General features: G+C 71.5%; 13 protein-coding genes. 8 read left to right on the forward strand and 5 right to left on the reverse strand.

The features are described from left to right. Positions 1 to 47: 47 nt before the first annotated feature. Positions 48 to 710 (reverse strand): 2-phospho-L-lactate guanylyltransferase, encoded by a 663-nt coding sequence (cofC, locus tag AC5Y6X_RS06625; protein ID WP_324681264.1) that lies wholly within the window; start codon positions 708 to 710, stop codon positions 48 to 50. A 108-nt stretch (positions 711 to 818) separates the two neighbouring features. On the opposite strand from cofC, the gene AC5Y6X_RS06630 reads away from it, so the two are divergent. Both AC5Y6X_RS06630 and AC5Y6X_RS06635 read left to right on the forward strand, forming a co-directional pair. Then, a complete protein-coding gene (locus AC5Y6X_RS06630) occupies positions 819 to 1,844 on the forward strand; it encodes an NAD(P)H-dependent glycerol-3-phosphate dehydrogenase (protein WP_499985423.1) in 1,026 nt (341 codons plus the stop codon). Between the two features lie 28 nt (positions 1,845 to 1,872). Then, on the forward strand, positions 1,873 to 2,982 hold the full coding sequence (locus AC5Y6X_RS06635; protein WP_499985424.1) for a D-alanine--D-alanine ligase family protein: 1,110 nt from the start codon (positions 1,873 to 1,875) through the stop codon (positions 2,980 to 2,982). Between the two features lie 3 nt (positions 2,983 to 2,985). Here the strand turns inward: AC5Y6X_RS06635 and AC5Y6X_RS06640 are convergent, their stop codons facing one another. Then, positions 2,986 to 3,513, reverse strand: coding sequence for a DUF3515 domain-containing protein (locus AC5Y6X_RS06640; protein WP_499986461.1), 528 nt, complete (start codon positions 3,511 to 3,513; stop codon positions 2,986 to 2,988). 133 nt (positions 3,514 to 3,646) lie between these two features. Between AC5Y6X_RS06640 and AC5Y6X_RS06645 the strand changes: the two genes are divergently transcribed. Continuing rightward, a complete protein-coding gene (locus tag AC5Y6X_RS06645; RefSeq protein WP_499985425.1) occupies positions 3,647 to 4,618 on the forward strand; it encodes a thiamine-phosphate kinase in 972 nt (323 codons plus the stop codon). Between the two features lie 83 nt (positions 4,619 to 4,701). Continuing rightward, positions 4,702 to 5,385 (forward strand): uracil-DNA glycosylase, encoded by a 684-nt coding sequence (locus AC5Y6X_RS06650; RefSeq protein ID WP_499985426.1) that lies wholly within the window; start codon positions 4,702 to 4,704, stop codon positions 5,383 to 5,385. A gap of 7 nt (positions 5,386 to 5,392) precedes the next feature. Here the strand turns inward: AC5Y6X_RS06650 and rpmB are convergent, their stop codons facing one another. Continuing rightward, the gene (rpmB, locus tag AC5Y6X_RS06655) at positions 5,393 to 5,587 is read right to left on the reverse strand and encodes a 50S ribosomal protein L28 (RefSeq protein WP_076125869.1); all 195 of its coding nucleotides are present in this window, start codon (positions 5,585 to 5,587) and stop codon (positions 5,393 to 5,395) included. Between the two features lie 262 nt (positions 5,588 to 5,849). Between rpmB and AC5Y6X_RS06660 the strand changes: the two genes are divergently transcribed. From AC5Y6X_RS06660 to AC5Y6X_RS06670, 3 genes are read left to right on the forward strand one after another with little or no spacing between them, the layout of a single operon-like run. After that, complete coding sequence (locus AC5Y6X_RS06660; protein WP_499986462.1) at positions 5,850 to 7,490, forward strand: DAK2 domain-containing protein; 1,641 nt, start codon at positions 5,850 to 5,852, stop codon at positions 7,488 to 7,490. A 2-nt stretch (positions 7,491 to 7,492) separates the two neighbouring features. Next, positions 7,493 to 9,712 carry an ATP-dependent DNA helicase RecG gene (gene recG, locus AC5Y6X_RS06665; protein WP_499985427.1) on the forward strand — a complete coding sequence of 740 codons (2,220 nt, stop codon included), beginning with the start codon at positions 7,493 to 7,495 and terminating at the stop codon, positions 9,710 to 9,712. Continuing rightward, positions 9,709 to 10,419 carry an HNH endonuclease family protein gene (locus AC5Y6X_RS06670; protein WP_499985428.1) on the forward strand — a complete coding sequence of 237 codons (711 nt, stop codon included), beginning with the start codon at positions 9,709 to 9,711 and terminating at the stop codon, positions 10,417 to 10,419. The genes recG and AC5Y6X_RS06670 overlap by 4 nt, the downstream gene beginning before the upstream one ends. Positions 10,420 to 10,422: 3 nt before the next feature. Here AC5Y6X_RS06670 and AC5Y6X_RS06675 read toward each other — a convergent pair whose 3' ends face one another. Together AC5Y6X_RS06675 and AC5Y6X_RS06680 are read right to left on the reverse strand one after the other, a co-directional pair. Beyond that, positions 10,423 to 11,268 (reverse strand): aldo/keto reductase, encoded by an 846-nt coding sequence (locus AC5Y6X_RS06675; protein ID WP_499985430.1) that lies wholly within the window; start codon positions 11,266 to 11,268, stop codon positions 10,423 to 10,425. 6 nt (positions 11,269 to 11,274) lie between these two features. Then, positions 11,275 to 12,108 carry an aldo/keto reductase gene (locus AC5Y6X_RS06680; RefSeq protein ID WP_499985432.1) on the reverse strand — a complete coding sequence of 278 codons (834 nt, stop codon included), beginning with the start codon at positions 12,106 to 12,108 and terminating at the stop codon, positions 11,275 to 11,277. On the opposite strand from AC5Y6X_RS06680, the gene AC5Y6X_RS06685 reads away from it, so the two are divergent. After that, entirely contained in the window at positions 12,107 to 13,225 is a 1,119-nt protein-coding gene (locus AC5Y6X_RS06685) for an alpha/beta hydrolase (RefSeq protein WP_499985434.1), read from the forward strand. The two genes, AC5Y6X_RS06680 and AC5Y6X_RS06685, sit on opposite strands and share 2 nt — an antisense overlap. The last annotated feature ends 1 nt before the right edge of the window (position 13,226 follow it).

Here is a 13,226-nt window from a genome sequence, read left to right on the forward strand (position 1 = left end):
CGGCCGATGCTGCCAGCGCCCGACCCGGATTGCTCAATGCCGCTTGCTCAATGCCGCGCGATCGCACGGGCGGTCGCCGCGCCGACCCCGAGGCGCCGGGCGGCCGCCAGGTCGGCGGGGGTGTCGACGTCGCAGCGCAGGCCGGGCCACGCGCCGGTCAGCTCGATGGCACCCGAACGGCGGTGCCGGGCGCAGGAATCCGGCCCGAACTGCGGCTCGAGGAAGGTGCCGAACGCGCAGAGCGCCGCGGTCCCGGTGGCCAGCCGGTCGGCGACGAAGCTGCGCCGGTATTGGCGTGCGGCGGCGATCGCCTCCGCCAGCTCCTGGGTCTGCAACGCGGGCAGATCGCCTTGCAGCACAACGACATTCGGGAACGACTCGGCGACGGCGCGTTCGCCGGCGGCGATGGCGTTGTTGAGCGGGTCGTCGTGGCCGTCGGGCGTCGGGTCGGCCAGCACGTCGGCCCCCAGCTCGGCGGCCGCGGCCGCGGCGGCCTCGTCGGGGGTGATGACGGTGATCGATCCCACCGATGCGACGCCCGCCGCGGCGGTCAGGGTGTCGATCAGCATGGCCAGCACCACGTTCTCGCGGGTGGACGCCGAGAACACCGGGGCCAGCCTGGTCTTGGCGGCGGCCAACCGCTTGACGGCGACGATCAGCGCGACGTCGGCCGCGGTTTCGCCCGCTGGGTCGGCGCGTGTGCCGCTCATGGGCTCATCCTGCCAGCGCCGCGCCCTCCTTCGCCGCCTCGGGCTAATCTGAAGCGCCGGCAACGCAATAGCGCAATAAGAATGAAGTACAGACAGACGGGACGGTGAATGGTCAGCACGGTAGCCGGTTCGGAGGGCGCCGTCGCGGTGATGGGCGCCGGTGCGTGGGGCACGGCGCTGGCCAAGGTGCTCGTCGACGCCGGGGCTGCACAGGTCACGCTGTGGGCCCGGCGACCCGACATCGCCGAGCAGATCAACGCCACCCGATACAACCCCGCCTACCTGCCCGGCACGTTGCTGCCCGGCGGCATCCGCGCCACCGCCGACGCGCAACAGGCGCTGGCCGGCGCGTCGACAGTGCTGCTGGGGGTGCCCGCGCAGCACATGCGGGCCAACCTCGAGCGGTGGGCGCCGCTGCTGCCCGACGGCGCGACACTGGTCAGCCTGGCCAAGGGCATCGAGCTGGGCACCCTGATGCGGATGAGCCAGGTCATCGTGTCGGTGACCGGCGTGGACCCGTCGCAGGTCGGCGTGATCTCGGGGCCGAACCTGGCCAGCGAGATCGCCGAATGTCAGCCCGCGGCCACCGTCGTCGCGTGCAGCGACTCCGGGCGCGCGGTCGCCGTGCAGCGCATGCTCAACAGCGGGTACTTCCGCCCGTACACCAACAGCGACGTGGTGGGCACCGAGATCGGCGGGGCGTGCAAGAACGTCATCGCGCTCGCGTGCGGGATGGCGGCCGGCGTCGGCCTCGGGGAGAACACCGCGGCGGCGATCATCACCCGGGGCCTGGCGGAGATCATGCGGCTGGGGATCGCGCTGGGCGCCAAGGGCGCGACGCTGGCCGGCCTGGCGGGGGTGGGTGACCTGGTGGCCACCTGCACCTCCCCGCATTCGCGCAACCGCTCGATGGGCGAACGCCTGGGCCGCGGCGGGACGATGGAGTCGGCGATGCATGCGGGCGAGGGCCACGTCGTGGAGGGGGTGACGTCGTGCGAGTCGGTGCTGGCGCTGGCCTCCAGCTACGACGTCGAGATGCCGCTGACCGACGCGGTGCACCGGGTCTGCCACCGGGGGCTCTCGGTGGACGAGGCGATGGCCCTGCTGCTGGGGCGCCGCACGAAGCCCGAATGAGCACGCCACGCGGTAGCCTCTCCAGGTTGTGAGTGCCAGCGACCGCGTGCGGGTCGCCGTCGTGTTCGGCGGGCGGAGCAACGAGCACGCCATCTCGTGCGTGTCCGCCGGCAGCATCCTGCGCAACCTCGATCCGCGGCGATTCGAGGTGGTCGCGATCGGCATCACCCCGGAGGGATCGTGGGTGCTCACCGACGGCGACCCGGACGCGCTGGCGATCACCGACCGGCAGCTGCCCGGGGTGACCTCCAGCTCGGGCACCGAGCTGGCGCTGCCCGCCGACCCGCGGCGGCGCGGCCAACTGGTGTCGCTTGCGCCCGGCGCCGGTGAGGTCCTGGCGTCGGTCGACGTGGTGTTTCCGGTGCTGCACGGGCCGTACGGGGAGGACGGCACGATCCAGGGGCTGCTCGAACTCGCCGGTGTGCCCTACGTCGGCGCCGGCGTGCTGGCCAGCTCCGTCGGGATGGACAAGGAATTCACCAAGAAGCTGCTTGCCGCCGAGGGGCTTCCGGTCGGCCCGCACGCGGTGCTGCGCCCGTCGCGGGCGGAGCTGAGCCTCGACGAGCGCGAGCGGTTGGGACTGCCGGTGTTCGTCAAGCCCGCGCGCGGCGGTTCGTCGATCGGCGTGAGCCGGGTGGCGAGTTGGGACGAACTGCCCGCCGCGGTCGCCAACGCGCGCCGGCATGATCCGAAGGTGATCGTCGAGGCCGCGATCAACGGCCGCGAGCTGGAGTGCGGTGTGCTCGAAATGCCCGACGGCACAGTCGAAGCCAGCACGCTGGGGGAGATCCGGGTGGCCGGGGTGCGGGGCCGCGAGGATTCGTTCTACGACTTCGCGACCAAATACCTCGACGAGGCAGCCGAATTGGACGTCCCGGCCAAGGTCGACGACGAGATCGCCGACGCGGTACGCCAATTGGCGATCCGGGCGTTCAAGGCCATCGACTGCCGGGGCCTGGCCCGGGTCGACTTCTTCCTCACCGAGGACGGACCGATCGTCAACGAGCTCAACACGATGCCGGGATTCACCACGATCTCGATGTTCCCGAGGATGTGGGCGGCCAGCGGCGTCGACTATCCCACCCTGCTGTCGATCATGGTGGAGACCGCGCTGGCCCGCGGCGTGGGCCTGCGCTGACTGCTAACCCGGCCGGGCCGGGTCGATGGGCACCGCGGCGACGGTGCGGTCAATGATCTCGGACAGCTGCTGGATGGGCGTCGGCCCCGATCCCGACGGCAGCGTCAACGCCACGTACACCGGCCGGTCCACCGTGTACCAGGTGGACCGGCCCGCATTAGTCGATGGGGGGCCGGCGGATTGCGGTGGGGCCGCCACCTCGAACCACTGCACCCGGTCGACGACCTGGATCGGGGATCCCACCACGAAGTCGGCCGGGCGGTCGAGCCCGCAGCGCAGCACCACGGCCTGGCCGCCGGGTCCCGACCGCCACGCGGCGGTGCCCGGCGGCGCCGGTTGCGCGACGGACGCGCGCTGATAGTTGCCCAGCCGCTGCGGCAGCGCGTCCGTCAGCGCGCGGCATGCGGCGCTGCCTGCCTGGGGCGCGGCGACGGCGGGAACGGCCACCGGCTGTGGCGGCGCCTCGCGGTTCGCCGCGATGACCAGGATCGCCCCGATCACCGCGACGGCCAGCGCGACCGCGGCGATCATCGCGGCCCGCGGGGGCCCGCCGAGATCGGTAGCCGAACCAGGGTCGGTCGTCACCGCCAGCGCACCTCCTGTCTCATACACTGGCGCGGGCTGGGAGTTAACTTACCGCAGGTCGGGACCCGGAGGAGGCGGCGTGCGCGACGATACGTCCGGGGCGGCGGAACAGTCCCCGACGCTGCGGCAGCTGGGCGAGTTCGCGGTGATCGACCGGGTCGTGCGCGGCCGTCGGCAGCCGGCCGCGGTGCTGCTCGGGCCCGGCGACGACGCGGCGGTGGTGTCCACCGCGGACGGTCGCACCGTGGTGTCGACCGACGTGCTCGTGCAGGATCGGCACTTCCGGCTGGACTGGTCGACGCCCCACGACGTCGGCCGCAAGGCGATCGCCCAGAACGCCGCCGACCTCGAGGCTATGGGCGCGCGGGCCACGGCGTTCGTGGTCGGCTTCGGCGCGCCCGGCGACACCCGGGCGGCGGACGTGGACGCGCTGGTCGACGGGATGTGGGACGAGGCGGCGCGGATCGGCGCGGGCATCGCCGGCGGCGACCTGGTCAGCTGCCCGCAGTGGGTGGTGTCGGTGACCGCGCTGGGCGAGCTGGACGGTCGCCCGCCGGTGCTGCGGTCCGGGGCCGAAGCCGGCTCGGTGCTCGCCGTCGCCGGTGAGCTGGGCCGCTCAGCGGCCGGACATGCGTTGTGGCACAACGGCATTGACGGCTTCGACGAGCTGCGGCGCCGGCATCTGGTGCCCGAGCCGCCCTACGGCGCGGGTGCGGCGGCCGCGGGCGCGGGCGCGGTGGCGATGATCGACGTGTCCGACGGCCTGGTGGCCGACCTGCGGCACGTCGCCGAGGCGTCCGGAGTGGGGATCGACGTGTCGACCGCGGCGCTGGCCGCCGACCACGACGCGCTGACCGCGGCGGCGGCCGTGCTGGACGCCGACGCATGGGCGTGGGTGCTGGCCGGCGGCGAAGACCACGCCCTGGCAGCCTGTTTCGCCGGCCCGGCGCCGGGCGGGTGGCGCGTCATCGGGCGGGTGCTCGACGGGCCGGCCCGGGTGCTCGTCGACGGCGCCGAGTGGCGTGGCTACGCGGGCTGGGAATCGTATTAGTGTGGCGCGGTGACCGTCTATGCCATCGTCCAGCTGAGATTCACCGGCGCCGACACGGTGGTGCTGCTGGTGCAGGGGCTGGCGTGAGCGCGCGACCGCTGCACGAGCTCGTGGAGAAGGGCTGGGCCGCCGCGCTGGAGCCGGTGGCCGAGCAGGTCGCCCGCATGGGGCAGTTCCTGCGGGCCGAGATCGCCGCGGGGCGCAGATACCTGCCGGCGGGCCCGAACGTGTTGCGCGCCTTCACTTTTCCGTTCGACGAGGTCCGGGTCCTGATCGTCGGGCAGGACCCCTACCCGACGCCGGGACACGCTGTGGGCCTGAGCTTTTCGGTGGCGCCCGAGGTGCGTCCGCTGCCGCGGAGCCTGGCCAACATCTTCGAGGAGTACACCAACGACCTGGGGCATCCCCAGCCGTCGTGCGGCGACCTCACGCCCTGGGCGCAGCGCGGTGTGCTGCTGTTGAACAGGGTGCTCACGGTGCGCCCCAGCAACCCGGCGTCGCATCGGGGCAAGGGCTGGGAGGAGGTCACCGAATGCGCGATCCGCGCGCTGGCGGCGCGGTCGCGTCCGCTGGTGGCCATCCTGTGGGGCCGCGACGCGTCGACGCTCAAACCGGTACTCGCCGAGGGAAGTTGCGTGGCGATCGAGTCGCCGCACCCCTCGCCGCTGTCGGCGTCGCGGGGGTTCTTCGGTTCGCGCCCCTTCAGCCGCGCCAACGAACTGCTCGCCGGCATGGGCGCCGAGCCGGTGGATTGGCGGCTGCCCTGACCGGCTGCTAGCCGCGGACGACCTTGCCGGCCTTGATGCAGGACGTGCAGGCGTTGATGCGCTGCTTGTTACCGCCCGGGCGGGTCACGACGTGCACGGTCTGGACGTTGGGGTCCCACCGGCGGCTGGTGCGGCGGTGGGAGTGCGACACCGACTTGCCGAAGCCGGGGCCTTTCCCGCAGATATCGCACACAGCGGCCATTGTTCAAGCTCCTCAAATTTCGGGGTCCGGCACTCGGGATCGATCTGTACGGGCCGGAACGCCCGGGCTGACCGGGCCCGCCCAGGATACCGACTCCTGCGCGCAACCACCAAAACGCGCCCGACGGCGCCGACCGGCACTGTCGTCCACGCTGGCTAGGCTCAATGGGGCGGTCTGGCCTCGCCGGCGGGCTACGCTGGCGCCGTTCGGGAGCGGGCCCGAACGAGGCTCCGAGGAGGTGGGTCACCTGAGCACTCGTGTGTTGGACGCGGTGACCCTGCGCGACTGGGCGCACACCGCCGTCGGCGACCTGATCACCCACATCGACGAGATCAACCGGCTCAACGTGTTCCCGGTCGCCGACGCCGACACCGGCGCCAACATGCTGTTCACCATGCGCTCGGCCCTGGCGGAGGCCAACGCGCGCGCCGACGGGGGCCCCGGCTGCGTCGCGCGGGTCGCGGGCGCGCTGTCGGCCGGCGCGCTCAACGGCGCCCGCGGCAATTCCGGCGTGATCCTCTCCCAGATCCTGCGCGGCATCGCCGACGTCGCCGCCGCCGCGGCCGCCGAGTCCGGCGGCGAGTTGCCCGAGATGGACGCCGCGACCCTGGCGGCCGCGCTGCACCGCGGCGTCGGCCTGGTCATCGCCTCGATGGGCGGGCAAGAGGTCCCGGGAACCATCGTCTCGGTGTTGCGGGCGGCCGCGGCGGCCGTCGAGGAGTGTGCGGGCGACGGGCTGGCCGCGGCGGTCACCGCCGCCGGCGACGCGGCGGTGATCGCGCTGGAGAAAACTACCGAGCAGCTCGACGTGCTCGCCGACGCCGGCGCGGTCGACGCCGGCGGGCGGGGCCTGCTGGTCCTGCTGGACGCGCTGCGCTCGACCATCAGCGGACAGGCGCCCGCCCGCACGGTGTACGAGCTGGCGCCGCGCGCGCCGCAGCCGCAGGCCCCCGCCGAACGCCCCGCGCCGCAGTTCGAGGTGATGTACCGGCTGGATGGGTGCGATCCCGCCCGGGCGGACGCGCTGCGCGACCGCCTCGGCGAACTGGGCGATTCGGTGGCCATCGCGCCCGCGACGACTCGCGGCACCTACTCGGTGCACGTGCACACCGACGACGCGGGCGCCGCGGTGGAGGCGGGCCTGACGGCCGGGCGGCCGAGCCGGATCGTCGTCTCGGCCCTGAGCTCGGGCGTCACCGGGCTGCCTGCGGGGAGCTGGACCCGGGAGAGGGCGGTCCTGGCCGTGGTCGACGGCGACGGCGCCGCCGAGCTGTTCGCCGCGGAGGGCGCCTGCGTGCTGCGACCGGATCCCGAGGCGGGTGAGCCGGCCGGCGCCGTCTCCGCCCACCGGCTGGTGCGGGCCCTGGTCGACACCGGCGCCGCGCAGGTGATGGTGCTGCCCAACGGCTATGTGGCCGCCGAGGAGCTGGTCGCCGGCTGCACGACCGCGATCGGGTGGGGCATCGACGTGGTGCCGATACCGACCGGGTCGATGGTGCAGGGGCTGGCGGCGCTGGCCGTGCACGAACCGGGCCGCCAAGCCGTCGACGACGGCTACACCATGGCCCGCGCCGCCGGGGCCGCCCGGCACGGGTCGGTGCGCGTCGCGACCGAAAGCGCGCTGACCTGGGCCGGTCCCTGCCAACCCGGCGACGGCCTGGGCATCGCGGGCGACGAGGTGCTGTTCGTGGCCCTCGATGTGGCCGGGGCGGCGATCGGCCTGCTGGACCTGCTGCTGGCGTCGGGCGGCGACCTGGTGACGGTGCTGGTCGGGGCGGGGATCGACGACGTCGTCGTGGGCGACATCCTGCAGGACCATGTGCACGACCACCACCCGGGCACCGAGCTGATGACCTACCGCACCGGTCACCGCGGCGACGTCCTGCTGATCGGGGTCGAGTAGCGGTGGCGACGCTGTCCGACCGGCTCGACTACGTCGTGGGCGGCAAGATCGTGCCCCTGCTCGACGAGGTGTTCGGCATCCGCACCGTCGACGACCTGCTGCGCCACTACCCGCGCAGCTACACCGAGGGCGCGGCCCGCTGGGGCGCCGGCGACGAGCGGCCCGAAGAGGGCCAGCACATCACCATCGTCGACACGATCACCGCGACGGAGACGTTCCCGATGAAGAGGGACCGCAAGCGGATGTGTCACCGCATCACCGTCGGCTCCGGCCGCGCCAAGGTGACCGCGACGTTCTTCAACGCGAACTACCTCAAGAAGGACCTCGTCAAAGGGGCGAAGGTGATGCTCTCCGGAGAGATCGGTTATTACCGCGGGGCGATGCAGCTGACCCATCCGGCGTTTCTCATCCTCGAGTCGCCGGGCGGCAAGAGTTACGGCACGCGGTCGCTGAAAAAGATCGCCACCGCGTCGCACGCCGTCAGCAGCGAGGAGGTGACCTCGGCGTACGAGGGCCGCTTCTTCCCGATCTATCCGGCCAGCGCGAGGCTGCAGAGCTGGGACATCTTCGCGTGCGTGCGCCAGGTGCTCGACGTCCTCGACCCGGTGCCCGATCCGCTGCCCGCGGAGCTGCGCGCCCGGCTCGGCCTGATCCCCGAGGACGAGGCGCTGCGCGCGATCCATCTCTCCGAGGACGAGCGCGAACGGCAAAGGGCCCGTGAGCGGTTGACGTTCGACGAGGCCGTCGGCCTGCAGTGGGCGCTGGTCGCCCGCCGTCACGGTGAGCTGTCCGAGTCGGGCCCGCCGGCGCCGCCGCGGCAGGACGGCCTGAAGGCGGAGTTGTTGCGGCGGTTGCCCTTCGAGCTGACGGGGGGACAGCGCGAGGTGCTCGACGTGCTTTCCGACGGGTTGGCGGCGACCCGCCCGATGAACCGTCTGCTGCAGGGTGAGGTCGGCTCCGGCAAGACGATCGTCGCGGTGCTGGCGATGCTGCAGATGGTCGACGCGGGTTATCAGTGCGCGTTGCTCGCTCCAACGGAAGTGCTTGCGGCGCAACACCTCCGCTCGATCTGCGACGTCCTCGGCGAGTTGGCGATGGCGGGCCAGCTGGGCGGGGCGGACAACGCGACCCGAGTGGCGCTGCTGACCGGCTCGATGAGCGCCGCGCAGAAAAAGCAGGTCCGCGACGAGGTGGCCGGCGGTCAGGCCGGCATCGTCGTCGGCACCCACGCGCTGCTGCAGGACGCGGTGGACTTTCACAACCTCGGCATGGTGGTGGTGGACGAACAGCACCGGTTCGGTGTCGAACAGCGAGATCAATTGCGCGCCAAGGCTCGTGCGGGCACCACCCCGCACCTGCTGGTGATGACCGCGACGCCGATACCGCGCACCGTCGCGCTCACGGTGTACGGCGACCTGGAGACCTCGACGCTGCGCGAACTTCCGCGGGGGCGCCAGCCGATCGCCACCAACGTCATCTTCGTCGGCGACAAACCCGCGTGGCTCGGCCGTGCCTGGCATCGCATCGTCGAGGAGGTCTCGGCGGGCCGCCAGGTTTATGTGGTGGCACCCCGGATCGACGAGACCGACGATACCGAAAACAACGAGGACGGCCGCAGGCCTTCGGCGACGGCGGTGGGACTCTTCGACCGGCTGCGCTCGCACGAGCTGGCCGACCTGCGGCTGGCGCTGATGCACGGTCGGTTGTCGGCCGACGAGAAGGATGCCGCGATGGCCGCCTTTCGCGCGGGGTCCGTCGATGTGCTGGTCTGCACCACGGTGATTGAGGTCGGCGTCGACGTTCCCAACGCAACGGTGATGCTGGTGATGGACGCCGACCGGTTCGGGATCAGCCAGCTGCATCAGCTGCGCGGGCGCATCGGCCGCGGCGAGCATCCGAGCCTGTGCCTGCTGGCCAGCTGGGTTTCCCCGGACTCGCAGGCCGGCCGGCGGCTGCGCGCCGTCGCCGCGACCATGGACGGGTTCGCCCTCGCCGAGCTGGACCTCAAGGAGCGCCGCGAAGGAGATGTGCTGGGCCGCAACCAATCCGGTCGGGCGGTGACGCTGCGGCTGCTGTCGCTGGCGGAGCACGGAGCCTACATCGAGGGCGCCCGCGACTTCTGCGCCCAGAGCTACGAACGGGACCCGTCGAACCCCGAATTGGCTTTGCTTGCAGCACGATTCACCGACACCGACCGCATCGAATACCTGGACAAGTCATGAACCGGAGGGTGTTGCTGTGGTTGTCGGTCGCGGCGGTGCTCGCGGTGCTGGTCGCCTACCAGACGCTGGGGTCGTCGGCGGACCGGCGCGCCGAGATCGCCGCCCGCGCAGACGTTCCGACGGTGGCGCCCGGCGCCGACGTGCTGGCGGGCATCGCCGTGCTGCCCCAGCGGGCCCACCGCTATGACTACCGCCGGGCCGCGTTCGGGGACGCCTGGACGGACGACAACGATGCCCCGCTCGGGCACAACGGGTGCGACACCCGCGACGACATCCTCAACCGCGATCTCGTCGACAAGACGTATGTGTCGATCAAGCGCTGCCCGGACGCGGTGGCCACCGGGACGCTGCACGACCCGTACACCAACACCACCATCGCCTTCCAGCGCGGCGCCAAGGTCGGCGAATCGGTGCAGATCGACCACATCGTCCCGCTCGCCTACGCCTGGGACATGGGGGCCTTCGGCTGGCCGGAGCCCGAGCGGGTGCGGTTCGCCAACGACCCGGCCAACCTGCTGGCCGTCGAGGGCCAGGCCAACCAGGACAAGGGCGACTCACCGCCGGCGCAGTGGATGCCGCCGAACGCCGCATTCCATTGCCAGTACGCCATGCAGTTCATCGCCGTGCTGCGCGGCTACCAGCTGCCGGTCGATCAGCCGTCGTCGGACGTGCTACGCCGGGCCGCCGCCACCTGCCCGGCGGGGTGACGGTCAGGAGCCGTCGTAGGTGTCCGGGTCCGGGCGCAGCCGAGTGCCGTCGTTGAGGCCGTTGATCGCGTTCATGTGCTCGGCGGCCAATTCGAAGTCGAAGATGTCCAGGTTGCCGGCGATGTGCTCGGGTTTGGTCGAGCGGAAGACGACCGAGTTGCCCAGTTGCACGTTCCACCGCAGCAGCACCTGCGCGGGCGTCTTGCCGTACTCGCCGGCGACCGAGGTGACCGTCGGGTTGTCCAGCAGCTTGCCCAGGGCCAGCGGCGTGTAGGACTGGGTGACGACGTTGTGCTGCGCGTTGACCTTGCGCAGCGCGTCCTGGTTGAGCAGCGGGTGCAGCTCGATCTGGTTGACGGCCGGGGTGACAAAGCTGAGGTCGATGACCGTCGTCAGGTACTCCTCGGTGAAATTGGAGACGCCGATCGAACGGGCCTGGCCGTCGCCGCGGGACTGGATCATGCCGCCGAAGGAGTTCACATAGTTGCCCAGCGACGGGGCCGGCCAGTGAATCAGGTAGAGGTCGACGTAGTCCAGGCCGAGCCGCTCCAGGCTGGCGCTGCAGGCGTCCATCGCCGCCTTCATACCCTGGTCGGCGGTGGCCAGCTTGGTGGTGACGAACAGTTCGGCGCGCGGAATCCCGGAGGCCGCGATCGCGCGGCCGACTCCGGCCTCGTTGCCGTAGGCCGCGGCGGTGTCGATGAGCCGGCAGCCCATCTGCAGCGCCGCCGCCACGGCGCGTTCGGCCTCGTCGTCGGATAGCTCGGCGACGCCCAGGCCGAGCACCGGCATGGTGTTCTCGTCATTGAGAGCTATCGAGGGTATGGCGGTGCCCGACTCGCCAGTCAACGTGCTTCACCTACCTGCGAAATTGAAGGTTCGTGGATTCGGACCAAGCCGGGTTCCGTCGTCGAGCGAGGAGATCGTCGCCATTTCATTGGCGCTGAGTTCGAAATCGAACACGTCGATGTTGCTCGCAATCCGTGAGGGGTTGACCGACTTGGGGATAACGATATTACCGAGTTGCAGATGCCATCGAATCAGCACCTGGGCGGCCGTGCGTCCGCATTCCGCGGCGACGGCGGTGATCATCGGGTGGGTCAGCAGCGCTCCCTGGCCCAGCGGCGCCCACGCCACGGTTGCGATGCCGCGCTGGGCGTGCACCTCGCGCAATTCCTTTTGCGTGAATCGGGGATGCAATTCGATCTGGTTGACCGCCGGAACGATGCCGGTGGCATCGATGAGAACGGTGAGGTGCTCGGGCTCGAAATTGCTGACCCCGACGGAGCGGATCCGGCCCTGGTCGCGCAGGTGGGCGAACGCCTTGAAGGTGTCGACGAACTTGTTCAGCGCGGGCTGCGGCCAGTGGATCAGGTAGAGGTCGAGATAGTCGAGGCCGAGCCGGTCCATGCTGGCGTCGAACGCCCTCAGCGTGCTGTCGTAGCCCTGGTCCGGATTCGCCAACTTGGTCACCACGTACAGTTGGTCGCGCGGCACATCGGAGTCGGCAACCGCGCGCCCGGTCTCCCGCTCGTTGCGGTAGGCCGCGGCCGTGTCGATATGTCGGTAACCGGCGCGCAGGGCGGCGCTCACCGCCTGTTCGGTGTCTGCCGGCGGTATCTGGAAGACTCCGAGCCCGACGGCGGGGATCGAGTTACCGTCATTCAGCGTCACCAAGGGAGCTGCCATGACACAAAGTCTGCCAGGCGCGCGGAACCTGGATCCCGGAGCGAAACGTCCGCCGACCGGATGGACCAGCCGCATGCAGGGCGTGATCACCACCGCCGGCGTCAAGGTCATCCCGTGGATCCCGACGGCCGCCCAGCGGATGCTGGTCCGTGGCCGCCGGGTGATGATCGACGGCAACACGCTGGATCCCACGCTGCAGCTGATGCTGACGGGCCAGCGCCTCGCCGGCATCGACGGCCTGGTGATCGACGACGACCCGGCCGCCTCCCGCGCCCAGATACGCGAGACGACCATGAGCTTTCCCGGTCCGCAGATCCACGTCGAGGTCGACGAGATCAAGCTGCCCGGGCCCGGCGGTGAGATCGCGGCCCGGCACTACCGTCCACCCAACGGCGCGGCCGCGCCCCTGCTGGTCTTCTATCACGGTGGGGGCTGGTCGATCGGCGACCTGGACACCCACGACGCGCTGTGCCGGCTGACCTCCCGCGACGCCGGCATCCACGTGTTGTCGGTCGACTACCGGCTGGCTCCCGAGCACGCCGCGCCGGCCGCGGTCGAGGACGCCCACGCCGCCTTCCACTGGGCCTGCGAGCACGCCGGCGAACTCGGTGCGATTCCCGGGCGCGTCGCGGTGGGCGGGGACAGCGCCGGCGGCAACCTCGCCGCCGTCGTGTGCCAGCTGGCGCGCGACGAGGGCGGCCCCGCACCCGTGCTGCAGTGGCTGCTCTATCCGCGGACCGATTTCACCGCGCAGACCCGGTCACTGAGCCTGTTCGCCCGCGGCTTCCTGCTGACCAAGCGCGACATGGACTGGTTCGAGTCGCAATACCTGCGGCGCTCGCCGCTCGACCGGACGGATCCGCGGGTGTCGCCGCTGCTGGCCGAGTCGCTGTCGGGACTGGCGCCGGCGCTGATCGCGGTCGCGGGCTTCGACCCGCTGCGCGACGAGGGCGAGAGCTACGCGGCGGCGCTGCGGTCCGCCGGGACCGCGGTGGACCTGCGGTGCATGCGTTCGCTGACCCACGGCTTCGCCAACCTGTTCCCGCTCGGCGGCGGCAGCGCCGTGGCGACCAGCGAACTGATCTCGGCGCTGCGCGCCCACCTGAGCCGGGCCTGAT

Source organism: Mycobacterium sp. NGS26, from assembly GCF_059813025.1.